The sequence below is a fragment of the Roseovarius carneus genome, assembly GCF_020141465.1.
Lineage (GTDB): Bacteria > Pseudomonadota > Alphaproteobacteria > Rhodobacterales > Rhodobacteraceae > Roseovarius > Roseovarius carneus.
In genome coordinates, this window is sequence record NZ_JAHSPD010000001.1 from 923,375 (window position 1) to 948,143 (window position 24,769).

At 58.6% G+C, this 24,769-nt stretch carries 26 protein-coding genes; 11 read left to right on the plus strand and 15 right to left on the minus strand.

What is annotated here, in order from left to right; genetic code table 11:
* Window positions 1–66: 66 nt before the first annotated feature.
* Window positions 67–2,697 (plus strand): DNA mismatch repair protein MutS, encoded by a 2,631-nt coding sequence (gene mutS / locus KUD11_RS04550; protein ID WP_109386205.1) that lies wholly within the window; start codon window positions 67–69, stop codon window positions 2,695–2,697.
* A gap of 104 nt (window positions 2,698–2,801) precedes the next feature.
* Here the strand turns inward: mutS and KUD11_RS04555 are convergent, their stop codons facing one another.
* Complete coding sequence (locus KUD11_RS04555; protein ID WP_109388237.1) at window positions 2,802–3,362, minus strand: nucleotide exchange factor GrpE; 561 nt, start codon at window positions 3,360–3,362, stop codon at window positions 2,802–2,804.
* Between the two features lie 11 nt (window positions 3,363–3,373).
* Window positions 3,374–4,438 (minus strand): heat-inducible transcriptional repressor HrcA, encoded by a 1,065-nt coding sequence (gene hrcA, locus KUD11_RS04560; RefSeq protein WP_109386203.1) that lies wholly within the window; start codon window positions 4,436–4,438, stop codon window positions 3,374–3,376.
* Window positions 4,439–4,557: 119 nt separating this feature from the next.
* Between hrcA and rph the strand changes: the two genes are divergently transcribed.
* Genes rph through hemW form a run of 3 tightly spaced genes read left to right on the plus strand, consistent with a single transcriptional unit; the run spans window position 4,558 to window position 7,025 of the window.
* Window positions 4,558–5,274: a ribonuclease PH gene (gene rph, locus KUD11_RS04565; protein WP_109388233.1), complete on the plus strand. Its 717-nt coding sequence runs from the start codon at window positions 4,558–4,560 to the stop codon at window positions 5,272–5,274.
* A complete protein-coding gene (gene rdgB, locus KUD11_RS04570; RefSeq protein WP_109388235.1) occupies window positions 5,267–5,875 on the plus strand; it encodes an RdgB/HAM1 family non-canonical purine NTP pyrophosphatase in 609 nt (202 codons plus the stop codon). Before rph ends, rdgB begins: the two co-directional genes overlap by 8 nt.
* Window positions 5,868–7,025 carry a radical SAM family heme chaperone HemW gene (gene hemW / locus KUD11_RS04575; RefSeq protein ID WP_109386201.1) on the plus strand — a complete coding sequence of 386 codons (1,158 nt, stop codon included), beginning with the start codon at window positions 5,868–5,870 and terminating at the stop codon, window positions 7,023–7,025. The genes rdgB and hemW overlap by 8 nt, the downstream gene beginning before the upstream one ends.
* Here hemW and KUD11_RS04580 read toward each other — a convergent pair.
* The 7 genes from KUD11_RS04580 to hemJ form a co-directional block, all read right to left on the minus strand.
* Window positions 7,022–7,933: a ParB/RepB/Spo0J family partition protein gene (locus KUD11_RS04580; RefSeq protein ID WP_109386199.1), complete on the minus strand. Its 912-nt coding sequence runs from the start codon at window positions 7,931–7,933 to the stop codon at window positions 7,022–7,024. The genes hemW and KUD11_RS04580 overlap by 4 nt on opposite strands.
* A 16-nt stretch (window positions 7,934–7,949) precedes the next feature.
* Window positions 7,950–8,759 (minus strand): ParA family protein, encoded by an 810-nt coding sequence (locus tag KUD11_RS04585; protein ID WP_109386197.1) that lies wholly within the window; start codon window positions 8,757–8,759, stop codon window positions 7,950–7,952.
* A complete protein-coding gene (gene rsmG / locus KUD11_RS04590) occupies window positions 8,752–9,363 on the minus strand; it encodes a 16S rRNA (guanine(527)-N(7))-methyltransferase RsmG (protein ID WP_109386195.1) in 612 nt (203 codons plus the stop codon). Before rsmG ends, KUD11_RS04585 begins: the two co-directional genes overlap by 8 nt.
* Window positions 9,360–11,228 carry a tRNA uridine-5-carboxymethylaminomethyl(34) synthesis enzyme MnmG gene (gene mnmG / locus KUD11_RS04595; protein ID WP_109388231.1) on the minus strand — a complete coding sequence of 623 codons (1,869 nt, stop codon included), beginning with the start codon at window positions 11,226–11,228 and terminating at the stop codon, window positions 9,360–9,362. Before mnmG ends, rsmG begins: the two co-directional genes overlap by 4 nt.
* A gap of 12 nt (window positions 11,229–11,240) precedes the next feature.
* Window positions 11,241–12,521 carry a tRNA uridine-5-carboxymethylaminomethyl(34) synthesis GTPase MnmE gene (mnmE, locus tag KUD11_RS04600; protein ID WP_109386193.1) on the minus strand — a complete coding sequence of 427 codons (1,281 nt, stop codon included), beginning with the start codon at window positions 12,519–12,521 and terminating at the stop codon, window positions 11,241–11,243.
* 13 nt (window positions 12,522–12,534) lie between these two features.
* Entirely contained in the window at window positions 12,535–13,806 is a 1,272-nt protein-coding gene (gene rho / locus KUD11_RS04605) for a transcription termination factor Rho (RefSeq protein ID WP_109388229.1), read from the minus strand.
* A 129-nt stretch (window positions 13,807–13,935) separates the two neighbouring features.
* Window positions 13,936–14,385, minus strand: coding sequence for a protoporphyrinogen oxidase HemJ (gene hemJ, locus KUD11_RS04610; protein WP_109386191.1), 450 nt, complete (start codon window positions 14,383–14,385; stop codon window positions 13,936–13,938).
* A gap of 408 nt (window positions 14,386–14,793) precedes the next feature.
* Here hemJ and KUD11_RS04615 point away from each other — a divergent pair, with 408 nt between their 5' ends.
* From KUD11_RS04615 to dnaQ, 4 genes are read left to right on the plus strand one after another with little or no spacing between them, the layout of a single operon-like run.
* Entirely contained in the window at window positions 14,794–15,393 is a 600-nt protein-coding gene (locus tag KUD11_RS04615; protein ID WP_109386189.1) for a Maf family protein, read from the plus strand.
* Window positions 15,390–16,223, plus strand: coding sequence for a shikimate dehydrogenase (locus KUD11_RS04620; RefSeq protein WP_109386187.1), 834 nt, complete (start codon window positions 15,390–15,392; stop codon window positions 16,221–16,223). Before KUD11_RS04615 ends, KUD11_RS04620 begins: the two co-directional genes overlap by 4 nt.
* Complete coding sequence (gene coaE, locus KUD11_RS04625) at window positions 16,220–16,810, plus strand: dephospho-CoA kinase (protein ID WP_109386185.1); 591 nt, start codon at window positions 16,220–16,222, stop codon at window positions 16,808–16,810. The genes KUD11_RS04620 and coaE overlap by 4 nt, the downstream gene beginning before the upstream one ends.
* Window positions 16,803–17,507: a DNA polymerase III subunit epsilon gene (gene dnaQ / locus KUD11_RS04630; RefSeq protein ID WP_109386183.1), complete on the plus strand. Its 705-nt coding sequence runs from the start codon at window positions 16,803–16,805 to the stop codon at window positions 17,505–17,507. Before coaE ends, dnaQ begins: the two co-directional genes overlap by 8 nt.
* Here dnaQ and secB read toward each other — a convergent pair.
* Both secB and KUD11_RS04640 read right to left on the minus strand, forming a co-directional pair.
* Complete coding sequence (gene secB / locus KUD11_RS04635) at window positions 17,492–18,025, minus strand: protein-export chaperone SecB (RefSeq protein ID WP_109388227.1); 534 nt, start codon at window positions 18,023–18,025, stop codon at window positions 17,492–17,494. The two genes, dnaQ and secB, sit on opposite strands and share 16 nt — an antisense overlap.
* 67 nt (window positions 18,026–18,092) lie before the next feature.
* Window positions 18,093–18,587, minus strand: coding sequence for an FxsA family protein (locus tag KUD11_RS04640; RefSeq protein WP_109386181.1), 495 nt, complete (start codon window positions 18,585–18,587; stop codon window positions 18,093–18,095).
* 109 nt (window positions 18,588–18,696) lie between these two features.
* Between KUD11_RS04640 and KUD11_RS04645 the strand changes: the two genes are divergently transcribed.
* From KUD11_RS04645 to KUD11_RS04655, 3 genes are read left to right on the plus strand one after another with little or no spacing between them, the layout of a single operon-like run.
* A complete protein-coding gene (locus KUD11_RS04645; protein WP_109386179.1) occupies window positions 18,697–19,356 on the plus strand; it encodes a Tim44/TimA family putative adaptor protein in 660 nt (219 codons plus the stop codon).
* Complete coding sequence (gene mltA / locus KUD11_RS04650; RefSeq protein ID WP_109386177.1) at window positions 19,353–20,390, plus strand: murein transglycosylase A; 1,038 nt, start codon at window positions 19,353–19,355, stop codon at window positions 20,388–20,390. Before KUD11_RS04645 ends, mltA begins: the two co-directional genes overlap by 4 nt.
* 25 nt (window positions 20,391–20,415) lie before the next feature.
* Window positions 20,416–21,003 (plus strand): Smr/MutS family protein, encoded by a 588-nt coding sequence (locus tag KUD11_RS04655; protein ID WP_109386175.1) that lies wholly within the window; start codon window positions 20,416–20,418, stop codon window positions 21,001–21,003.
* Here the strand turns inward: KUD11_RS04655 and KUD11_RS04660 are convergent.
* From KUD11_RS04660 to trxA, 4 genes are all read right to left on the minus strand, one after another.
* A complete protein-coding gene (locus tag KUD11_RS04660) occupies window positions 20,986–22,209 on the minus strand; it encodes an MFS transporter (RefSeq protein ID WP_109386173.1) in 1,224 nt (407 codons plus the stop codon). The genes KUD11_RS04655 and KUD11_RS04660 overlap by 18 nt on opposite strands.
* Window positions 22,210–22,390: 181 nt before the next feature.
* Window positions 22,391–23,698, minus strand: a complete 1,308-nt coding sequence (gene hslU / locus KUD11_RS04665; RefSeq protein WP_109386171.1) for an ATP-dependent protease ATPase subunit HslU — start codon at window positions 23,696–23,698, stop codon at window positions 22,391–22,393.
* Between the two features lie 33 nt (window positions 23,699–23,731).
* Entirely contained in the window at window positions 23,732–24,295 is a 564-nt protein-coding gene (hslV, locus tag KUD11_RS04670; RefSeq protein WP_109386169.1) for an ATP-dependent protease subunit HslV, read from the minus strand.
* Between the two features lie 110 nt (window positions 24,296–24,405).
* Complete coding sequence (gene trxA, locus KUD11_RS04675) at window positions 24,406–24,726, minus strand: thioredoxin (protein ID WP_109386167.1); 321 nt, start codon at window positions 24,724–24,726, stop codon at window positions 24,406–24,408.
* Window positions 24,727–24,769: the final 43 nt, after the last annotated feature.

Here is a 24,769-nt window from a genome sequence, read left to right on the forward strand (position 1 = left end):
TGGGTTTGTAGGCTCCGGGCACATGGGGGATGATACGTGACAGCAGCCAATTCAGCCGTAACGCCGATGATGGCGCAGTATTTGGAGATCAAAGCGCAGTATGATGGCGCGCTCCTTTTCTACCGCATGGGCGATTTCTACGAGCTTTTCTTCGACGATGCGGTCGCCGCAGCCGAGGCGCTTGATATCGCCCTCACCAAGCGCGGCAAACATCTGGGCGAGGATATCGCGATGTGCGGCGTGCCGTTTCATGCCGCCGAGGGCTATCTTCTGACACTCATTCGCAAGGGCTTTCGCGTGGCCGTCTGCGAGCAGATGGAAAGCCCAGCAGAAGCGAAGAAACGCGGCTCCAAATCAGTGGTGCGGCGCGAGGTGGTGCGCCTCGTCACCCCCGGCACGCTGACCGAGGAGACATTGCTGGAGGCACGGCGGCACAACTTTCTCGCCGCCATCGCCGAGATACGCGGGGATCATGCGCTGGCCTGGACGGACATTTCCACTGGCGCACTCCATGTCATGCCCTTGGGCGCGGCCCGTGTGGGTCCTGAGCTGGCCCGCCTTCGCCCATCCGAGGTTCTCATCGCCGACACGTTTGAGACGGATTGGCGCGATACAGTGACTGAATCCGGCGCTGCCATGACGCCACTGGGACGCGCGGCATTTGACAGCACCAGCTCTGAAAAACGGCTCTGCGCCCTCTTTGGTGTCGGCACGCTGGACGCTTATGGCAGCTTCACCCAGCCCGAGATTGCAGCACTGGGCGCGGTGGTGGAGTATCTGGAGATCACCCAAAAGGGCAAGCTGCCGCTCCTGCGCCCGCCCCAGCGTGAGGCATTGGCCAGCGCGATGCAGATTGACGCCGCCACCCGCCGCAATCTGGAGTTGACGCACTCCCTGAGCGGCGGGCGCACGGGCTCCCTTCTCGCCGCGATGGACCGCACAGTTACGGCAGGCGGCGGGCGTTTGCTGGAACGGCGCCTCTCCAGCCCCTCTCGGAACCTCGACACGATCCTGACGCGGCAGGCCAATGTCGCTTTCGCGGTCGAGCATCGCAGCCTTTGCAACGATCTGCGCGCTGCGCTGCGCCGCGTACCGGACCTTGATCGTGCGCTCTCGCGTCTGGCTCTCGATCGCGGCGGCCCAAGGGATCTCGCCGCCATCCGCAACGGGCTAAGTGGGGCCGAGACTATCGCGGGCCTCATGGAGACATCAAACCTACCCAAAATGCTGAGCGCCGAAGCGGAGGCCCTTCTTAGGCATGACGCGCTCTTGACCCTTCTTGATGAAGCGTTGATCGCCGAGCCGCCGCTTCTCGCCCGCGATGGCGGCTTTATCGCGCCAGACTATGAAGGCGAGTTGGACGAGGCCCGCACCCTGCGTGACGAGGGGCGCGGCGTTATCGCCGCAATGCAGAGCGAATATGCCACGCTCACCGGAGTTTCCTCACTCAAGATAAAGCACAACAACGTCCTTGGGTATTTCATCGAAGTCACCGCAACCCATGCCGACAAAATGCTATCTCCACCGCTGAATGAGACGTTCAAACACCGCCAGACGACGGCGAACCAGCTACGCTTCACCACTGTGCCGCTATCGGAGATGGAAACCAAGATTCTGAATGCGGGCGGGCGAGCCATTGAGATCGAAAAGCGGCTCTATGAAAAGATAAAAGCGGATATTCTCGAACGCTCTGCCGAGATTTCGCAAACCGCGCGCGCCCTGTCAGAACTTGATCTGACGGCTGCACTTGCTGACCTCGCCATTGATCAGGATTGGTGCCGCCCCAAGGTAGACGCCAGCCGTGCGCTCGATATCACCGGCGGGCGGCACCCTGTGGTTGAGGCTGCTTTGCGCACCCAAGGGGCGGGGCCGTTCATCGCCAATGATTGCACCCTCGGCACCGGCCATGATGTCTGGCTTCTGACCGGGCCAAACATGGCGGGTAAATCAACCTTCCTACGCCAAAACGCGCTGATCGCTTTGATGGCGCAAATGGGCAGCTACGTGCCCGCGCGCGCCGCTCATATCGGCGTGGTCAGCCAGCTTTTCAGCCGCGTGGGCGCGTCGGATGATTTGGCCCGTGGGCGCTCCACCTTCATGGTAGAGATGGTCGAGACCGCCGCGATCCTCAATCAGGCGGACGATCATGCGCTTGTTATCCTTGATGAAATCGGGCGTGGCACCGCGACTTATGATGGCCTCTCGATCGCATGGGCCACGCTTGAGCATCTGCATGAGGTTAACGGTTGCCGCGCGCTATTCGCCACGCATTACCATGAGCTGACCAACCTCACGGACAAGCTTGAGCGGGTCGACAACGCCACTGTGGCCGTGAAAGAACATGAGGGCGACGTTATTTTCCTGCACGAGGTGCGGCGCGGCGCAGCGGATCGGTCCTACGGGGTGCAAGTGGCAAAACTGGCCGGGCTGCCCCTTTCGGTGATTGAGCGGGCCCGTGTCGTGCTCGATGCGCTGGAACGCGGGGAGCGGGAGGGCGGCTCTGCTCGGGAGGCATTGATCGATGATCTCCCGCTCTTCTCGCCACGCACCACACCCGCCCCAAGGCCTCAGGACAACACGCCATCCGCCGTTGAAAAAAGGCTCTCAGATATTCTTCCCGATCAGCTTAGCCCGCGTGAGGCGCTCAATCTGATCTACGACCTCAAAGCCCTTATCGGGGCTAAAAACAGTGACTGATCCTGCCTAAATCGCTGTAAGCATTATCCCCAACATGCTTATCCCGCTGCCAGGCAGCGCGCATCTATCCGCGCGTGTCTGGATGCCCGCCACTGCCACGCTGACTAGTCCCGCGTGGACGACACTCCAACCTGCGCTGGCCGCAAGATGCGGTCATGCAGCATGAAACCCTCGGCAGAGACCTGAATAATATCGCCCGCCTTGGTGCCCGGAAGTGGCGCTTCGAACATCGCCTCATGGAGGTTCGGATCAAACCGATCCCCGACTTCAGGCGACACAACGCGCACCCCATGCTTGGCAAAGACGTTGATCAGCTCGCGCATGGTAAGCTCAATCCCCTCGATCAAGGCGGGAGAGGCGGCCTTTTGCTCATCGGTGACCGAATCAAGCGCGCGTTTCATGTTGTCATAGACGGGCAACAAATCGCGCGACAGCTTGGAGCCGCCGTAATTCTCGGCCTCGCGCCGGTCCTTGTCGGCCCGCTTGCGCATATTCTCAGCTTCGGCCAGTGCGCGCATGAACTTATCCTGAAACGCGTCCCGCTCAGCGCGGACGGTATCAAGCTCAATCTCCTCTTCGGAAATCTCGGCCATTTCCTCCGCATAGGCTTCCGCCTCGGCGGTATCCACATCATCCAGGAAATCATCATTTTTCGGCTCTGCCATCGTCATGCCCTCTAACTTCTGTCGGCAATCAGCTTGCTCACCAATTGCGCGGTATAATCAACGATCGGAACGATCCGCCCGTAATTGAGGCGCGTTGGCCCGATCACGCCGACCGCACCGACAATCCTTCGGTCAGAGTTCATATAAGGGGAGACCACCAAAGAGGAACCCGAAAGTGAGAAAAGTTTGTTCTCGGAGCCGATAAAAATGCGCACGCCTTCGCCCTCGTCGGCAAGCTCAAGGAAATTGGCGATATCGCGCTTGCGCTCCAGATCGTCAAAGAGCGTACGGATACGATCCAGATCGGCTTGCTCCGCCCCCTCCTCCAGAAGATTGGCGCGGCCCCGCACAATCAGGCGCTCAGGGCTTTCCCCTTCTCCATCCCACGCAGCGATGCCGCTTTGCACCATGGCGTGGGCCAGCTTGTCGATCTCCTGCCGCCGGTCCTGAATCTGCCGGCTGATCACGGTTTGCAAATCGCTGAGTGTGCGGCCCCCAATCAGCGCATTGAGGAAATTCGCGGCCTCCCGCATGGAGCTGGGCGTCTGCCCCGGCGGCGGCGTGAAAATCCGGTTCTCCACATGGCCGTCGGCAAAGACCAAAACCACCAAGGCGCGGTCATGCCCAAGGCTCACAAATTCGATATGTTTGATCGGCGCCTCATGCTTTGGCGCCAGAACCAGCGATGCACCATTCGTCACACCCGACAGGGCCGAGCCGATACGGTCTAGAATGTCACCCACATCGTCACTATTGCTCGACATGGTGCTGTCCATCAGCGCGCGGTCAGCGCTTTGCAAATCCCCCACCTCAAGCAGGCCATCGACAAACATGCGCAGCCCCTCTTGGGTTGGCACGCGACCCGCGCTGATATGCGGGCTGCCAAGGAGACCCATAAACTCAAGGTCTTGCATCACATTTCGGATCGTGGCGGCGCTGACCTTCTCGCTCATATCGCGGGTCAGGCTACGCGATCCAACGGGCGCACCAGATGCAAGATACCCCTCGACCACACGGCGAAACACCTCGCGCGAGCGGTCGTTCATTTCTTCCAGCAGCTTTCTGCCATCGGTCATCGGAGGCGCAGTCCTAATAGGGTTGTTCCATTAAATCTCAGGGGCCTCAAAGGTCAATCGGGCTTGGCTCTTGGCCCGGCGCGCTATATCCCCCTCCTAAACGTATAAAGGATCAAATGATGCGCCCCTCGGGAAGACACTTAAGCGAAATGCGGCCTGTTTCAATCGAAACAGGGGTCACGAAACACGCGGAAGGCTCCTGCATGATCCGCATCGGCGACACGCATGTGCTGTGCACCGCAACAATCGAAGACCGCGTACCGCCCTTTGTGAAGGGTTCAGGCCTTGGATGGGTCACGGCGGAATACGGGATGCTCCCGCGCAGCACCACAAGCCGGATGCGCCGCGAGGCTACGGCGGGCAAACAAGGCGGGCGCACGGTTGAAATCCAGCGACTGATCGGGCGCAGCCTGCGCGCCGGTGTGGACCGCGTCGCCCTGGGCGAGCGTCAGATCACCGTGGATTGCGATGTGATCCAAGCTGATGGCGGCACGCGCTGCGCGTCTATCACTGGCGGCTGGGTCGCGCTCAAGCTTGCCGTACTGAAACTGATGAAGGCGGGCGAAGTCGTGAGCGACCCGATGGTTGATCCGGTCGCCGCCATCTCCTGTGGCATCTATGCAGGTCAGGCCGTGATGGATCTCGATTATCCCGAAGATAGCGAAGCAGGCGTGGACGGCAATTTCATCATGACCGCCTCACACCGCCTGATCGAGGTGCAGATGAGCGCCGAGGGCTCTACCTTCAGCCGCGATCAGATGAATAAGCTGATGGATCTGGCCGAAAAAGGTGTGGGCGAGCTGGCCGCGCTGCAACGGGAAGCCGTGGGTGCGTAAGTTCACGGGCCAAACCCTGCTTGTCGCCACACATAACGCGGGCAAGCTTGAGGAGATCGCCACGCTGCTGGAGCCTTATGGCGTCAGCGTGGTGGGCGCCGCCGAGAAGAATCTCCCCGAGCCGGACGAAACAGAGACCAGTTTCGCAGGCAACGCACGGATCAAGGCTCATGCGGCGGCGAAGGCCACCGGGCTACCCGCCCTCTCAGACGATTCCGGTATCGAGATTGACGCTCTGAACGGCGCGCCCGGGGTCTATACGGCAGATTGGGCTGAAACAGGCTCTGGTCGCGACTTTATCATGGCTATGACCAAGGCCCATGATCAAATCACCGCATCTGAGGCACCGAAACCATGGACCGCCCGGTTTTGCTGCACTTTGGCCCTCGCGTGGCCCGATGGGCATGACGAGGTGTTTCCCGGCACGGTCGAAGGGCAGATCGTCTGGCCAATGCGGGGGTCTCAGGGCCATGGGTATGACCCGATTTTCCAACCCAAAGGGTATGAAATTACGTTTGGCGAGATGGACCGTTGGGCAAAGAACGAGATCAGCCACCGTGCGGATGCATTCGCCAAGCTGGTGAAGGGCTGTTTTGACTGAGGATTGGCGGCACGGGGGCTTTGGCCTCTATATCCATTGGCCTTATTGCGAGGCCAAATGCCCCTATTGCGACTTCAACAGCCATGTCAGCCAAACAATCGACCAATCCGCATGGGCCGACGCCTATCTGCGCGAGCTTGACCGCACCGCCGCCCTCACACCGGGCCGCGTCCTCAATTCGGTCTTTTTTGGCGGCGGCACCCCAAGCTTGATGAACCCCGATACCGTGGCCCGGATAATGGAGCGGATTGGGCAGCATTGGACACTGGCGAATGATTTCGAGGCCACACTGGAGGCAAACCCCAGCTCGGTTGAGGCCAGTCGCTTTCGCGCTTATGCCGAGGCCGGTGTAAACAGGGTCTCCATGGGTATTCAGGCTCTGAATGACGCGGATTTAAAACGGCTCGGGCGGCTTCATTCCGCCGCCGAGGCGCGTGCGGCTTTCGATATTGCGCGGGCCTGTTTTGATCGGGTGAGCTTCGATCTGATCTATGCGCGGCAGGATCAAACGCTGGAGCAGTGGCAATCGGAGCTGGGTGAGGCGCTGACAATGGCCATTGACCACCTATCGCTCTACCAACTGACCATTGAGCCGGGCACCGCTTTTGGTGCACGTGACAAAATCGGAAAGCTGCGCGGCTTGCCCACGGAAGACCTTGGCGTGGATATGTATGAACTGACCCAAGAGCTCTGTGAGGCCGCGGGTATGCCAGCCTATGAAGTCTCTAACCACGCCCAAATAGGCTCTGAATCGCGGCACAATCTGATCTATTGGCGTCACGGTGACTATCTAGGGATCGGTCCCGGCGCACATGGGCGGCTGACTCTTAATGGCAAGCGCTTTGCGACAGAAGCCTACATGCTCCCGGATATTTGGCTCAGACGTGCGCAGATCGGAACAACCGAAAAACCGCATGAGCAGATCAGCGCCGAGGATCAGGCCTCAGAGCTTTTGATCATGGGCCTGAGGCTGAGCGAGGGCGTCGATCTTGAGCGGCTTGGCGCATTGTCACCGATGAGCCTTAATCAAGAACGGCTGGCAAACCTCATCGATCTTGGCCTCGTTGAAACTGAGGGACGCCAGCTGCGCGCAACGCCCAGCGGACGCATAATTCTCAACAGTGTGATCGCCGAACTTCTCGCCCCTTAGGTTTTCGACAATATTCCGCAGAGTTCGTCCAGCTGATCAAAGGACGCAAAGCGGATGGTCACAGCGCCGCTTTCGCCCGCTTTTTCCGTATCAATCGACACCTTCATGCCCAAAGCCGCCGAAAGATCGCCCTCAAGCGCGCGTGTATCCGCGTCCTTATCCTTGGATTTCGGCCCACCAACACTCTGCCCTGTTTTGCTGAACACGTTTTCCTTCACCGCATCCGCCTTGACCAAACGCTCGGTCGCGCGCACCGACAGATCTTTCGCAATCACCTGCTTGGCCAAAGCCAGGGGATCGCGTGCCGTGATCAGAGAACGCGCATGGCCCGCCGACAGTTTTCCTTCCTGAACAAAGGTTTGGACGCTGCTCGGCAATTGCATCAACCGGATTGTGTTTGCAATGTGACTCCGGCTCTTGCCAAGCGCTTCGGCGAGCTTTTCCTGTGTGTGGCCAAACTTTTCCATAAGCTGCGCATATCCCGCCGCTTCTTCGACCGGATTCAAGTCGGCGCGCTGCACGTTCTCGATAATCGCAATTTCAAGAACTTCCAGATCATCGAATTCGCGCACAATCACCGGAAGCTCATGCAGCTTGGCTTGCTGCGCGGCACGCCACCGCCGTTCCCCAGCCACGATCTCATAGATATCGGGCGCGCCAGGCTTTGTCCGCACGATAAGCGGCTGAATGACGCCTTTTTCCGCAATGGACCGCGCAAGGTCGGCCAAAAGCTCTGGATCAAAAAAGCGGCGCGGCTGATCCGGGTTAGGCTGAATGCGCTCTATCGGCACGCTGAGATCTGCCGTGGGAGCCCCTGACGCATCGCTTGTTGGTTGATCTGCAACATCAGCCATAAGCGCAGAGAGGCCCCGGCCAAGCCCGCGCTGCTTTGCTTTTTTGTTAACCATCGCTCAAGCTCCTCATTTAGGCGGCCACCCGGCCTTTATTCGACACCAGTTCCGTCGCCAACGCGCGATACGCCTCCGCACCACGTGATTTAGAATCGTAGCTCAGCACAGGAAGCGCAAAGGACGGCGCCTCGCTCACACGCACATTCCGCGGGATTAGTGTCTGAAACACGAGGTCTCCGAGGTTATCGCGCGCGTCTTTTTCAACCAGAGTGGATAGGTTGTTGCGAGCATCGAACATGGTCAACACAACCCCCTCGATCCGAAGCTGCGGATTTGCTGTCTGCCGGACTTCCCGAATAGTCAGCATCAGCTGCGAAAGCCCCTCCAGCGCAAAAAACTCACTTTGCAGCGGGACCAGGACGGAATGTGACGCAACCATCGCATTGACCGTTAGGAGATTGAGCGATGGAGGACAATCAATAAGAATGTAATCCAGATCATAGCGATCCATCGCCGTCTGCCTGAGGGCATCATGCAAAAGGTAGCTTCTTTTTTCGTTTGATATCAATTCGATATCGGCAGAGCTGAGATCAACAGTGGCCGGGATAATCATCAGATTTTCATCTTTGGTCACCTGCACCACATCACCAAGGTCAATATCCTCAAGCAACAACTCATAGGTCGTAAACTCGCGATTATCAGCCTCAATACCAAGCCCGGTCGACGCATTCCCCTGAGGGTCAAGATCGACGATAAGGACGCGCAGGCCCATCTCCGCCAGCGCGGCACCAAGGTTAATGGTCGTGGTTGTTTTACCCACACCGCCCTTCTGATTGGCGATAGAAATGATACGGGGGCCATCAGGGCGTGTTGGATCAGGCACGGGACACTCCTTGGATCGACAAAATCGCCGCATCCGGCTCAAGATTGTTCATATCAACACGATACTCGAAGTTCCACTCGGATTTTGCTGCTGCAAGCTCTGCCTCCCAAGTCCTGCCCTTAGGAAAAATGGCGGTGCCCGTTATAGTTAAGTGCTTGGCAGCAAAGGGTAAAAGCATGCCAAGATCCCCAAGCGCACGCGCAGACAACACATCAACGCCGAGGGGCTCAAGCGCCTCTATTCTCTCACAGATAACATTTCCAGCAACGCCAGTTTCACGCAAGGCAGTGCGCAGGAAGGCCGCTTTGCGCTGATCGCTTTCAACAAGGGTTACCTTTGCGTCGGGGCTTTCCTCATGCATTAAAATAGCAATCACGATGCCCGGAAAACCGCCACCACTCCCAAAATCCGCCCAGTGCCGGATGGTTTTTGGGGCGATGTCGAGTATTTGTGCAGAATCATCAATGTGTCGCGCGCGCAGATCCAGAAGGCTGCTCTTGGACACCAAGTTTATCGCTGGATTCCACTTCTGCACCAGCGCCTCAAAAACATCCAAGCGCTCCGATGTTTCACGTGAAACATTCCGGTCCACATACGCCATCATGCAGTTCTTGACCTCGACGCCTTGCGAAGTCGCGTCAGAATAAGGGTGAGCCCGGCTGGTGTCATCCCATCGATTCGGGCAGCATGGGCGAGATCAGCAGGACGAACATGCTTCAGTTTCGCCTTTAACTCATTCGAAAGGCCATCCACCAGATCATACTCAAAATCTAACGGAATTACCTGCATTTCGTCACGCTTCATCACCGCAACGTCACGCTCTTGCCGCGCAATATAAGTTGCGTAAAGCGCATCGCGTTCAAGCTGCTGCCGAGATACGGCGTCAATCTCAGCCCAATCAGGGTTAAGCTGGACCAATTCATCAAAACCAACCTTCGGGAAAGCCAACAGTTGGAATCCATTCCGTTTGGTGCCGTCAAGATTAACCTCAACACCAGCCCGCGCAATCTGCTGTGGGGTAAAGCTCTCCCCTTCCAACTGTTGCCGCGCAACATGCAGGGCGTCCCGCTTGGCCTCGAAGGCTTTTTGGCGCTCTGGTCCAACGCATCCGATAGCGATCCCACGCCCCGTCAGCCGTTGATCCGCATTATCAGCCCGCAGCGACAGGCGAAACTCCGCCCGCGAGGTAAACATCCGGTAAGGCTCCGTGACGCCACGCGTTATCAGATCATCGACCATCACCCCAATATAGCTATCAGCACGGCTAAACACTTCGCGATCAGCGCCTCGAACTGCAAGGGCAGCGTTCAGCCCGGCGACAAGGCCTTGGGCCGCAGCTTCCTCATACCCCGTTGTGCCATTGATCTGACCAGCTAAATAAAGACCAGGGACGTCCTTCACCGCGAGCGTGGCGTCCAAAGCGCGCGGATCAACATAGTCGTATTCAATCGCGTAACCGGGCTGAAGAATTTCCGCCCGCTCCAACCCAGCGATACTTCGCACATAGGCTTCCTGCACCTCAATCGGCATGGAGGTGGAAATGCCATTCGGGTAAATCACATCGTCTGACAGACTCTCGGGCTCCAGAAAGATCTGGTGGGAAGTCTTCTCGGCAAATCTGACCACTTTATCCTCGATAGAGGGGCAATATCGCGGCCCAACCCCATCAATATGACCGCCATACATCGCGGAGCGCGCTAGGTTATCGCGGATAACATCATGTGTTTGCTCATTCGTATGCGTGATCCCGCATGACACCTGCCGCGCCGTAACACACTTGGACATAAAGGAAAAAAGGACAGGATCATCATCCCCCGGCTGTTCCTCCAGAAGGCTCCAGTCAATTGTCTTACCCTTGAGTCTTGGCGGTGTTCCGGTTTTCAAGCGACCCATTTTTAAAGCAAAACTATCCATCCGCTCAGCGAGCTTGATCGACGGGTTATCGCCCATCCGCCCTCCGGGACGCGACACATCACCGATATGGATCACACCACGAAGGAACGTTCCTGTGGTTAAGATGACTGCACCCGCGTGTATCTCTGACCCATCTTCAAGCGTGACGCCCGACACACAGTCACCGGCCATCAGAAAATCAGTCACTTCGCCCTCGATGATCTGAATATTTGGCTGAGCCTGCATCTCCAACAGCATTGCTTGGCGATAAAGATGACGGTCCGCCTGAGCACGCGGACCCTGCACAGCTGGGCCCTTGCGCCGGTTAAGCAACCGGAATTGGATGCCTGCTGCGTCGGCCACACGACCCATCACACCGTCGAGCGCGTCAATCTCGCGCACAAGATGGCCTTTACCAAGCCCCCCAATTGCTGGGTTGCACGACATAACCCCGATACCAGATTCTTTCAATGTTATCAGCGCGGTGCGCGCGCCCATGCGGGCCGAAGCATGCGCAGCATCAGCGCCCGCATGGCCACCACCGATCACAACAACATCGAAATCACTATGTTTCACGTGAAACACTCCTTACTTCCCGAGGCAGAAGCTCGCGAAGATTTCGTCAAGAACGCTTTCTATATCAACTCTGCCTAGCAGAGAATCGAGCCCGCGAACAGCCGTCCGCAGCTCCTCGGCGGCAATGTCCGCGCTGTCCTCGCCCCGTGCGATGAACACAAGGGCCGCCTCTAATGACAACAAACCACGTTCCATCGAATCCCTGTGCCGCACCCGCGTCGCCAGCCCAGCTCCCGCCGCTCTTTGAGACAGCTCTTGGGTAATACGGCCTATCAATTCAGACAGACCGGCGCCAGTTTTACCCGACACACCGCCCAACGCCCCTGTATCGTCCTTGGCTGTCACAATAACATCGCCGGGCTGCACGCCTTCGGGTGCGACCTGATTCTCGGTCACCAAAAACACCCGGAAATCCGCGCGGGCCGCGCGGGCGCGGGCACGCTCAACCCCAAGAGCCTCGACGGCATCGTCAGTCTCACGCAATCCGGCGGTGTCCAGAACCGTCACCGGGAGCCCGCCCAAATCCATCCGTACCTCGATCACATCGCGAGTGGTCCCCGCAATATCAGAGGTAATCGCCGCATCGCGCCCCGCTAAAGCGTTCAGAAGCGTGGATTTCCCAACATTGGGCGCGCCAACGATGGCAACCTCGAACCCGGACCGGATGCGCTCAGCCACACCCACGCCTTTGATTTCCGCCTTTAAATCGCTCAGCACACCAGTCACCAAGGCCATCACCTCGGGTGATACATCTGTCGGCACCTCTTCATCGGCAAAATCAATCGTCGCCTCTAAAAGGGCAGCTGCGCGAATCAAATCCTTGCGCCATCTACCGGCTCGAACACCCAAACCCCCCGAAAACACCCGCAACGCCTGACGCCGCTGAGCCTCAGTCTCTGCCTCTAAAAGGTCTGCAAGCCCTTCAACCTGCGCCATATCGAGCCGCCCATTCTCAAGAGCCCTGCGTGTGAATTCCCCGGCATCTGCTGGGCGTAGCCCTTCCAGCGCCCCAAGAGCGCCCAAAAGTGCTGCGACCACTGCAGTGCTTCCATGAACTTGAAACTCGACGCACGGCTCGCCAGTAAAGCTTGCGCCTTCATCAAACCGCAGGACCAGCGCTTGATCGAGCCGAACCCCATCCGCCCTCCGCAAGACCCTCAGGCTGGACAGACGCGCGTCCGGCAGGTCACCACAAAGCGCAGTGCATGCTGTAAACGCAAGAGGACCGGACACGCGAACCACCGCAACCCCAGCCTTCCCTTGGGCCGAGGACAGAGCATAGATCGTATCCATATCGCCCCCGGTGTCAGGTGTTCATGGAATCGAAGAATTCCGCATTTGTCTTGGTCTGTTTCAGCTTGGAAATCAGGAATTCCACCGCATCTGTTGTACCCATCGGGTTCAGAATACGGCGCAAAACAAAGGTTTTCTGAAGGTCCAGCTTATCAACCAACAGCTCTTCCTTACGCGTACCGGATTTAAGGATATCAATCGCAGGGAAGACGCGCTTGTCGGCAATCTTGCGATCCAGGACCAACTCTGAGTTGCCCGTACCTTTAAACTCTTCAAAGATCACCTCATCCATCCGGCTGCCGGTGTCAATCAGAGCAGTGGAAATGATGGTGAGCGATCCACCCTCTTCAATATTTCGAGCAGCACCGAAGAAGCGTTTCGGCCGTTGCAGAGCATTCGCATCCACACCGCCAGTCAAAACCTTACCGGAAGATGGAACAACAGTGTTGTAAGCCCTACCAAGTCTTGTGATCGAATCGAGCAGGATAACTACATCTCGTTTATGCTCAACCAGACGCTTGGCCTTCTCAATCACCATCTCACTCACAGCCACGTGCCGTGTCGCCGGCTCATCAAAAGTCGATGAAATCACCTCGCCCTTGACCGAGCGCTGCATATCCGTGACCTCTTCAGGCCGCTCGTCGATCAGCAAAACGATCAGGTAACATTCAGGGTGATTGCGCTCAATGCTCGCCGCAATGTTCTGCAAGATCACTGTCTTACCCGTCCGAGGGGGGGCGACGATCAACGATCGCTGCCCTTTCCCGATGGGCGCCACAAGGTCAATGATCCGTGCAGAACGATCCTTGATGGTTGGATCTTCGATCTCCATCTTGAACCGTTCATCCGGATAAAGCGGCGTAAGGTTATCAAACGCGATCTTGTGTCGCGCCTTCTCAGGATCCTCAAAATTGATCAGAGATACACCGGTGAGGGCAAAGTAGCGCTCCGATTCCTCGGGCTGCTGCATCTCTCCATAGATCGTATCACCCGTGCGCAACGAATAGCGGCGGATCATCTCGGGCGAGACATAGATATCATCGGGGCCGGGCAAGTAATTTGCCTCAGGTGAGCGCAAAAACCCAAACCCGTCTTGCAGCACTTCGATCACACCGTCGCCAAAGACGGTCCAACCCTCCTCAGCGCGCTCTTTCAGGATCGAGAACATCATCTCGCCCTTACGCATCGTGGTGGCGTTTTCGATCTCAAGCTCTTCGGCCATGGCCAGAAGATCCTTGGCGGTATGCGCCTTGAGGTCGGATAGGTTAAGACGGTCTTCGGACATATAAATACCTGAGCGCCCCCAACGTGCGGAGGTCATCTGGAGGGCCTATGGAAAATGCGCATCCCGAACGGGCGGCTACCACTGGCAATAGAGCGCGCGGTCACCGAAGTCAATTGAGCACTAGCGCGGTCAGAAGCGCACAATCACCGAGACGACGATGATCACCAGCAAAATGGTTGGCACTTCGTTCATGATCCGGAAGGTCCGCCCAGAGATCGGGCTCTCACCCTCCATGAACTCCTTCCGACGCCGTCCGAGCCAGTGATGGAACCATGTCATGGCCAACACGCTCCCCGCTTTGGTCCAGGGCCACACAGCCTCCCAATCCACCACACCGGGCGTGACAACAAGAGCAAGGCCAAAGACCCATGTGGCGATCATCGACGGGTTCATAATGAGCCGCAGGAGCTTCAACTCCATCACCTGAAAAATCTCATCGCGGCTATCACCGGGTTTTGATTGCTCCGCATGATAGACGTAGAGCCGAGGCAAATAGAAGAGCCCCGCCATCCAAGCGATAACGGAAATGATATGCAGGGATTTTGTCCACGGATAGAGGGACATCAAAATATCGGACATGGCATGCTCCAGATCTCTGAGTCCTTCTCTATAAATAAAATAGAAATATAGAAAAGGAGGATGATGAAGCAGGGGCCGCCAATAATGTGGATACCTTTGTTATCCCATAGTTCACCAACAGGTATAAGATATCATCCGCTTATTCCAAGTTAACTGGTGATCTACCAGAAATATAATTATTATTCAAAATGTTAAGTTTATGTCTGAGATAAGAAAGCCTGTGGACAATAAAGGGACAACCTCTAACGCCGAGCGCTGATCCACACCCCATGATTCATACACTCCACAGGCGGATTGTTTTCCCAGAATCTCGCGAAACGTCCCAACCTCTTGGACAAACCGCCCCATCTGGGCATAACCTTCCTATCTGCACAGAAGCGTGCCCCACCTACACCACAGGTTATCCACATGACTGCCCCCATCCTGCTGGCATCCCAGTCTGAAATCCGCGCGACTTTGCTCCGAAATGCGGGGGTCCACTTTGACGCGATTGCCGCACGGGTGGATGAAGACGCGATCCGAATGGCCCTTGTTGCTGAGGGTGCGCCGCCGCGTGATATTGCAGATACGCTGGCCGAAATGAAAGCCCGCAAGCTGAGCGACAAGCGCCCGGATGCTTTGGTCATCGGCGCGGATCAGGTGCTTGAGCTGGACGCACGCCTTCTGAGCAAACCTCAAAGCCCCGAGGACGCGAAAGCACAACTACAATTCATGCGTGGCAAGACGCATCGCCTTCTCACAGCGGCCGTTATTTACGAGGCGGGAAAGCCGCTTTGGCGTCATGTAGGCACTGTTCGAATGCAGATGCGCGATGTCTCGGATACCTATCTCGATGGGTATGTCGCGCGAAACTGGGATAGCATCCGCCACGCGGTTGGCGCATATAAGTTGGAGGAAGAGGGGGCGCGGCTCTTTTCCAGCGTCGCCGGGGATTACTTCCATGTCCTCGGCCTGCCGCTCCTGGAGCTGCTCTCCTATCTCAGCTTGCGTGGAGACCTTGAGACATGACCCTACACCCAATCTCACTCGCTGGCGTCATCGGGCATCCGATCGCACATTCCAAATCGCCGCAAATCCATGGGCATTGGCTTAAAACAATGGGGCTGGCTGGGCATTATGTGCCGATGGATGTGGCCCCGGATGATCTGGAAACAGTGTTGCGCAGCCTGCCCAAGGCGGGGTTTGTCGGGATTAACATCACCATTCCGCATAAGGAAAAGGTGATCGAGATCGCCGATTTGGTGACGGACCGCGCTATTCTTATTGGGGCTGCCAATACGTTGATCTTTCGCAAAGATGGCAAAATTCACGCGGACAATACCGATGGATACGGCTTCGTGAAAAACCTGCAAAGCGCTGGGATTGGATGGAACCCTGGCGCGGGGCCTGCCGCGATGCTGGGTGCGGGTGGTGCTGCGCGTGCCGTGGTGGCGTCGCTTTTGGACGCAGGCGTGCCTGAGATCCTGATTTCCAACCGGACGCGTGTGCGCGCCGAGGCGCTTCAGCAAGAATTTGGCAAGCGGTTGCGGGTGTTTGATTGGGTGCAGGCGGGCAATATGATGGAATATGCGGCGACGGTCGTGAACACCACATCGCTCGGGATGCTTGGCAAGCCGCCGCTGCGCGTGCCGCTTGATGGGTTGCAAAAAGGGGCGGTTGTGACCGATCTGGTCTATGCACCGCTCAAGACAAACCTCTTGCTCACGGCCGAGGAAATGGGCTGTCGCACCGTGGATGGCCTTGGCATGTTGCTCTATCAGGCGGTGCCTGGGTTTGAGCGTTGGTTTGGTGCGCGCCCCACCGTTGACAGCGCCACACGGGCCGCGGCGCTCAGATGACATTCCGGCTGGGTTTGACGGGCTCCATCGGAATGGGCAAATCCACGACGGCGAAACTCTTTGCCGAGGCGGGTTGTCCCGTGTGGGACGCGGACGCGGCGGTGCACCGGCTTTATGGCGTGGGTGGTGCGGCTGTGGCCCCGATGCAAGCGGCATTCCCCGATACAGTCCATGACGGCGCGGTGTCGCGGGACGCGCTGAAGGCCATCCTCGCCGAAACACCTGAGGCGCTGGCGCAGATCGAGCGGATTGTGCACCCTCTCGTGGCCCAAGACCGCGCGCAGTTTTTGCGTGGCACAGATGCGGATATCGTCGTGCTGGATATCCCCCTGCTTTACGAGACACGCGGTGAGAAGCATATGAATGCGGTCGTCGTCGTCACCGCACCAGCAGAAATTCAGCGCGCCCGCGTTCTGGAGCGCGGGACCATGACCGAGGCGCAACTCGATGCGATTCTCGCCAAGCAGATGCCTGATTCCGAAAAGCGCGCCCTTGCTGATTATGTCATCACCACAGATACGGTTGAACACGCCCGCGCGCAGGTCCAAGATATTCTTGCAACCATCAGGGCAGGCCAACATGCGTGAGATCGTTCTAGATACGGAAACCACCGGGTTTGAACCGGATCAGGGCGACCGCATTGTGGAAATTGGCGCGGTTGAGCTGGAAAACCACATGCCCACGGGGCGCACCTATCACCAATATATCAACCCCGAGCGCGCCATGCCCGAGGAGGCCTTTCAGGTGCATGGGCTTGGTGATGATTTCCTGCGCGACAAGCCGGTTTTCGCCAAGATCGCTCATGATTTTCTGGAATTCGTTGGCACGTCCACGATGGTGATCCACAATGCCTCGTTTGACATGAAATTCATCAATGCCGAGCTGAGCTGGCTCAAACTGCCTAAGCTTCCGATGGATCAGGCGGTTGATACGTTGATGATCGCGCGCAAGAAATTCCCCGGCTCGCCTGCGTCCCTTGATGCGCTCTGCCGCCGGTTCAACATCGACAACACGGCCCGGACACTCCACGGCGCGCTTCTCGATTCCGAAATCCTTGCCGAGGTCTATCTTGAACTCATCGGCGGGCGGCAGCCCGATTTTGGCCTGAGCACCCAAAGCACCCAAGGCTCAGGGCCCGCGCAATCGCCCACATGGCGCGCTGGGCCACGGCCAAAGAAACTTCCGCCCCGGATGACCGAGGCGGAAGAAAAGGCGCATGCGGCCTTTGTCGATGGTATGGGCGACAGCGCCATGTGGCGCAGGCTGGGTTACACGATCGGCTGATCGCCCTTGGCCATTTCCGCCTGCCTACGCATGATTTCCTGCCGGTAGATGCCAACAAAATCAATGTTTTCGAGGTTAAGCGGCGGGAACCCACCATCGCGCGTCACATCCGACACGATCCGGCGGAAGAACGGGAAGAGCATCCGGGGGCATTCGATCATCAAGAACGGGTGCAGCTGATCCTCGGGCACGTTATCCACCAGAAAAACGCCCGCATATTCAAGCTCAAGCATAAAGAGCATATCTTCGGTGCCCTTGTTCTTGGACTGAATCGTGCTTTTGATGATCACCTCATATTGGTTCTCGGCGCTGCGCTTTTTCGCGTCCATGTTGACGGTTACAGTCACGTCCGGCTGGACATCGCCGCCGATCCCTTTCTGGGCAAGCACGTTCTCAAATGAAAGATCGCGCACAAATTGCGTCAGGATCTGCATCTTCACTTGGGGCGCCTGCTCCTTGGGGGCTGCGGGGGCCGCGCCATTTCCGGCCTTTGCTGCGCCTTTGTCCTCATCTGCCATGATCGTCTCCTGCTGAATGTGATGCTCTAAATCTCGCTGGCCCATCTACCCGGTTTCAGAACTGGCCTCAATGCTTTGTCCATCCCGATGGGCCGTTTGGCGCATCTGGGTCGGGGGTCACATCCCGGTAATCGCCCTCGATCGTGCCGGGACCGGGTCGGGGCCGCCTGCCTTGAGGGTCCGAGGGACCTGCCGGACCCGTTTGGAACCCTTGTACCTTGATCCGCTTGCGCAAATAGAGAAAGGCCGCGCGCCGAAAGGGCGGCGTCAGGAGCGCAAACCCCACCGCATCGGTAAAAAATCCCGGCGTCAGAAGCAAAACACCCGCGACAAGGATCATCGCCCCATGGGCCAACGGCTCTGTCGGGTCACGAAGTTCCGAGAACGAGTCCCGCAGCGCCATCATCGCCATAGCGCCTTGGGTTTTCACAAGCCATGTCCCAATGAGGGCTGTCACCAGAACGATGGCCAGCGTTGGCCAAAGCCCAAGCCAGCCACCAACCTGAATAAACAGGCCGATTTCAATGAGTGGGACCGTAATAAACGCCAAGAGGAGCCACATAGCCGCACATCCTTTTGTTTTGAGGGGCCAAGGTGGACTTGGACCTCTTGCTCACCTACATAAGGTCGGAACCCGGAGATTTCCAAGTCTTGCCCAGAATGAGGTGACCATGAACACGGCCATTATACAGCTTCTTGTCCTTGCCGGCATCGCTGTTTTCCTGATCTTGCGCCTGCGCAGCGTGCTTGGCACCCGCGAAGGCTTTGAGACGCCCCCCGCGCCGATCGAAGGTGCGCCTGCACGTCGTAACCCCGGCTTTGAAGTGATCGAGGGCGGACCTGATCATGATATCATCGACCACGTCCCCGAAGACAGCGAAGCTGCCGCCGCCTTGGCCGAGATGAAGCGCGCCGAGCCGTCCTTTGCAGTAGGTGAATTCCTGTCCGGTGCACGCGGCGCTTATGAGATGATTCTCATGGGCTTTGAGAATGGGGATATGGAGCAAATCCGCCCCCTGCTTGGCGATGACGTTGCCGAAACCTTCGATGAAGTCATCAAGATGCGCAAAGACCAAGGCCTGACCATCGAGGCAGAGTTCCTTGGTGTGCGTGAGGTGTCGCTGCATGATGCGACTTTTGTTACGGAGACAGGCGAGGCCAATGTCGTTGTGAAGTTCATCGGCGAGCTTACCTCCGTCGTCTACAACGCCAAGGGCGATCTTGTTGAAGGCGAGGCTGGCAAATCCAAGCGTCAGAAAGATATCTGGACGTTTGAGCGCATGATGGGGACCGATGATCCCAACTGGCGCCTTGTCGCTACGGGCGAATGATCCGGGCGGCTCTGACCGCCCTTATATTGGCGCTGCCCCTTCCGGGCGGCGCCTTTGCGTCCGAGACCACCTATGAAATCCTGAACTTCTCCGACCTTGATGGGTGGGAAGCGGACGATCATGCCCAAGCGCTTACCGCGTTTTTGGAAACCTGCACTGATATGCACGATCCTGACTGGCTCTCGCTCTGTGCGCTGGCCCAGCAAGGGCCTGACGCCAAGGGCTTTTTCCAGCTTTTCTTTCGTCCCATCATGATAACGGATGGCAAGCCTGCCCTCTTCACTGGGTATTTCGAGCCTGAGCTGACAGGTTCGCTGCAACCTTCCGCGCGCTTTCGCTACCCGCTTTATCGCGAGCCACCCGAGGCCAAAGAGATCAACCCATGGCTCACCCGCCGCGAGATTGAGACCGGGGATTCCATGCGTGGCCGGGGGCTTGAGATCGTCTGGGTGGATGATCCGGTTGAGAAGTTTTTCCTTCAGATTCAAGGCTCGGGCCGCGTGCGTCTTCCTGATGGGGAGGTGCTTCGCGTGGGCTTTGGTGGGTCCAACGGACATAACTACCGCTCCGTCGGGGCCGAATTGGTGCGACGTGGCGTCTATCAGCCCCATCAGGTCAGCGCGCAGGTGATTCAGAGCTGGGTCCGGCGCAACCCGGTCGAAGGGGCAGCCCTTTTGCACACTAACGATTCGTATGTTTTCTTCCGCCGGGTTGATCAGGTGCCAGCCGACAAGGGGCCTTTGGGCGCGATGAACCGCTCGATCACCACGGGCCGCTCGATTGCGGTGGACCCTGCCTTTGTCACGTTGGGCGCGCCGGTTTGGGTGGAAAAGGGCGGCAATGGGCCGATCCGGCGGCTGATGATCGCGCAAGATACAGGCTCGGCCATCAAGGGGGCGCAGCGTGGCGATCTTTTCATGGGCACCGGGGATCAGGCGGGGCGTATTGCAGGGCGTTTGCGCGATCCGGGCCGGATGATTGTCCTGATGCCGATCCAGCGGGCCTATGCCCTCGCGCCAGAGGCGCTGAAATAATGAATGCTGAGCCAGAGGCGTTGACATGAGCCGTCGCCGGGTGCGACCAGACGAGCTTGACCTCTGGCGACAGGTTGCGCGCACGGCAGAGCCCTTGATGCGGCCCCCCGCCAAGGCGGACCTCACCGATAGCTTCACGCCCAAAGCGGCCCTCTCACAGCCCGCGCCCAAAAAGCCCCTCCCCCTGCCCGCGTTCAAAGTGGGAGAGCGCGCCCAGACCCGCGACACTCTCCCCGGCCTCACGGATTATCACACGCCCGCCCCACCCACGATGGACCGCAAAGCGTTTGGCAAGCTCAAACGCGGCAAGATGAAGCCGGAAGCGCGGATTGACCTGCATGGGATGACCGTGGACCGTGCGCATAACGCGCTCAATGGCTTCGTGATGCGCGCCCATGGGCAGGGCAAACGGCTGATCCTCGTGATCACGGGCAAGGGTAAGCGCACGGATGGCGATGGGCCGATCCCCGTGCGGCAGGGCGTTTTGCGCCATAACGTGCCCCATTGGCTCAGCCTGCCGCCGCTTTCACAAATGGTGATGCAGGTAAGCAAGGCGCATGGCAAACATGGCGGCGGCGGTGCCTATTACGTCTATCTACGCCGCCCGCGATAGCCGTGGGGCCGCGCGCAGGATGCCGATGGTCATCATCACAGTCGAGAAGACGAAAAAGCCCGCCACCGCGATATACTGCACCTCTATCCCTACGCCCATGTCGATGCCCAGCCCGGTGATCCCTGGCCCGATGGCGGATCCAAACACCATAACCGCCGCCGCCATTGCCTTGATCGACCCGATATGGCGGGTGCCATAAAACTCGGCCCAGAAGGCGGCGGGCAGCGTGGTATTTACCCCCGTGTTGAGCCCCAGAAAGAGGAACCCCAAGGTCAGGCCCACAGGCCCCTCGGCAAAGGCAAAGGCGAGGAACGCCACCACCATGGGTAGCTGCATAAACGGGATGAGCCGCGCCGTGCCCCATTTATCAAGCGCCCAGCCGCTGAGAACCATCGCCGCGATGCTGACCCCTGTGTAGAACGGGAAAAAGGCCACTAGCTCGATATGGTCCACGGCTTTCACCTCGGCGAAATGCACCTGATGAAAGAAAAACGCGGTGTTGAAGGCCGCGGGACCCAGAAGCGCCGGAATCATGAACCAGAAAAGCCAATGGCGCAGGGTCTCGTTGCGGGTCCAGTGGCGCAGGTCCATCCCGTAGGCCTGATTGGAGCTGGCCAGCGATTGCGGCGTCCGCTCCTCGCGCAGCAAGAGCATCAAAAGCGGGATGCCGAGGGCGGCGATAACACCCGCGACAACCCACAAGATGCGCCAGTCGATTGTGATCATCAACGTGACGAAAATCAGCGGCAAAAGCGCTTCGCCCGCGGCAAAGCCCAGCGTGGCCACCGAGAGCGCCCGTCCCCGTGTGGCGATGAACCAGCGCGACATGGCCACGACCGCGATATGGCTCGTCATGCCCTGCCCGGTGAAGCGCAGCGCGAAAATCACCAGCGGCAAGAGCCACCAGACCGGGTTGAGCGCCATGAAAAGGCACGCGGCCAGAAGCATCGCGAGGATGATCGCGCCAAGGCCGCGCACCCGAAATTGGTCGGTCAACCCGCCTGCCCAGATCATCATAATGGCCGAGGCCGTGGTCCCAAGCGCGTAGATCCCGCCCCATTGCCCATGGCTGAGGCCGAACCCTTCACGGATTTCGCCCGCGAAGATGGAGATGAAGAAGGTCTGCCCGAAGCTGCTGAGAAATGTCAGCAAAACACCAGCCGAAAGCCAGCGTGCATTATCACGAAGAAAGCCGAGTGTGTTCATCGCTCTTTGGTGGCGCGAAACTTTAGCGAAGGGAAGGGCAAACGCGGGCGTGATCCAGTAGAGCGCCTTGTGGCGCACAGGGCTTTATATGCGCTCAAGGCCGCGCAGAGGCCGTGGCCCGTTACCCATGCGGCGGTGAATGGCGCGTCTGTGGATTGGTATTTAAGATCAGAAAGAGGCGTTAAAGCACGTAGCGGCTCAGATCCGTGGATTTGGCCAGCTCGCCGAGATTTTTGTCAACGAACGCGGCGTCCACCGTGACCGACTGCCCCGCCCGGTCGGGCGCGTGAAAGCTCAACTCCTCGAACACACGCTCCATCACCGTATAAAGGCGACGCGCGCCGATATTCTCGACCGATTGGTTCACCTCCGCCGCGATCTTGGCCAGCGCCTTGATGCCGTCTTCGGTAAAATCAACTGTCACTTCTTCGGTCCCCATAAGCGCCGTGTATTGCAGGGTCAGTGCGTTGTCCGTCTCGGTCAGGATGCGCACGAAATCCGCCTCCGTGAGGGGGCGTAGCTCAACCCGTATGGGCAGGCGGCCCTGCAATTCGGGCAGCAGGTCCGAGGGTTTGGCGATATGGAACGCACCCGACGCGATGAAGAGGATGTGGTCGGTCTTGACCGCGCCATGTTTGGTGCTCACCGACGTGCCTTCTATCAAGGGCAAGAGATCACGCTGCACGCCTTCGCGGCTCACGTCGCCGCCGCGCGCATCCTGACGTGCGCAGACCTTGTCGATCTCGTCGAGGAACACGATGCCGTTTTGCTCAACCGCCTCAAGGGCGGCGCGGGTGACGGTCTCGTCGTCCAGAAGCTTATCCGCCTCCTCCCCGATCAGCACCTCATAGCTTTCGGAGACCTTCATCTTGCGCCGTACCGTGCGCCCGCCAAAGGCTTTGCCGAAGATATCACCGAGGTTCATCATACCCATTTGCCCGCCGGGTTGGCCGGGGATTTCCATCCCGCCCATCGGGTTTGACGTATCGGCCACATCAAGCTCAATGACCGTGTCGTCAAGCTCCCCGCTTTTGAGCTTTTTGCGGAAAAGCTCACGCGTGCCCTCGCGCGCATCTTCACCTGCGATGGCGGTGATCACACGCTCCTCGGCGGCGGTGTGGGCGCTTGCCTTCACATCCTCGCGCATTTGTTCGCGGATCATGGCGATGGCGCTGTCCACCAGATCGCGGACGATCTGCTCCACATCGCGGCCGACATAGCCCACCTCGGTGAATTTCGTGGCCTCCACCTTGATAAAGGGCGCGCGGGCCAGTTTGGCGAGGCGGCGGGAGATTTCGGTCTTGCCCACGCCGGTCGGCCCGATCATCAGAATGTTCTTGGGGTAGACCTCATCGCGCAGATCATCGCTCAGCTGCTTGCGCCGCCAGCGGTTGCGCAAGGCCACGGCCACGGCGCGTTTTGCGTCGCTCTGGCCGATGATGAAACGGTCCAGCTCGGAGACGATCTCGCGGGGGGTCAGGTCAGACATTTTGGGCTCCGTTGCGGTGTAATAGGGTCGAATTCAGGCCTGTGCCTCAATCTCTTCGACCGTCAGTTTGCCGTTGGTGTAGACGCAGATATCGGCGGCGATGGCCATGGCGGCGCGCGCCACCTCCTCTGCGCTGCGGTCCGTTTCCATCATCCCGCGCGCGGCAGCCAGCGCATAGTTACCGCCCGATCCGATGGCGGCCACATCATGCTCCGGCTCAAGCACGTCGCCGGCGCCGGTGATCACGAAAAGCTCTGAGCCGTCGGTCACGATCAGCATCGCCTCCAGCTTTTGCAGGTATTTATCCGTGCGCCAGTCCTTGGCGAGATCAACGCTCGCGCGCTGCAACTGTCCGGGCGTGGCTTCCAGCTTGGCCTCCAGCCGCTCCAGCAGGGTGAACGCATCGGCGGTGGAGCCCGCAAACCCCGCAACCACATCAAAGCCACCGGGGCTGAGGCGGCGGACCTTGCGTGCGGTGCCTTTGATGACCGTCTGGCCAAGGCTCACCTGACCGTCGCCCGCCACCACAACACGCCCGCCTTTGCGCACGCCGATGATGGTGGTGCCGTGCCATCCGGGGAAGCTGTTTTGATCCATCACGTTCTCCTCGCTCTTGGCTCATATATGCGGGTGAGGGGGGCCAAGCGCAACCAGATGCAAAAAGGGCGCCCCGAGGGACGCCCTGAATTTCGTATCGATGAGACGGCTCAGAGCGCGTCTTCGATCCAGCTTTGCAGCGCCGCTTTGGGGGCTGCGCCAGAGCGGTTCGAGATCACTTCGCCATTCTTGAAGATGAAAAGCGCGGGAATGCCACGCACGCCCATGGCGACGGCGGAGTTCGGGTTGCTGTCCACGTCGATCTTGGCGATTTTGACCTTGCCGCCCATCTCCGCCGAAAGCTCTTCCAGAGCCGGGCCGATCTGTTTGCACGGGCCGCACCATTCGGCCCAGAAATCCACCACAACGGGGATATCGGAATTCTTCACTTCGGCGTCGAAAGTCTCATCGGTGACGGCAACGGTGGCCATGGTTTTCACTCCTCAAGGGGTTCGCGTTTCAGGGGCCGAACCT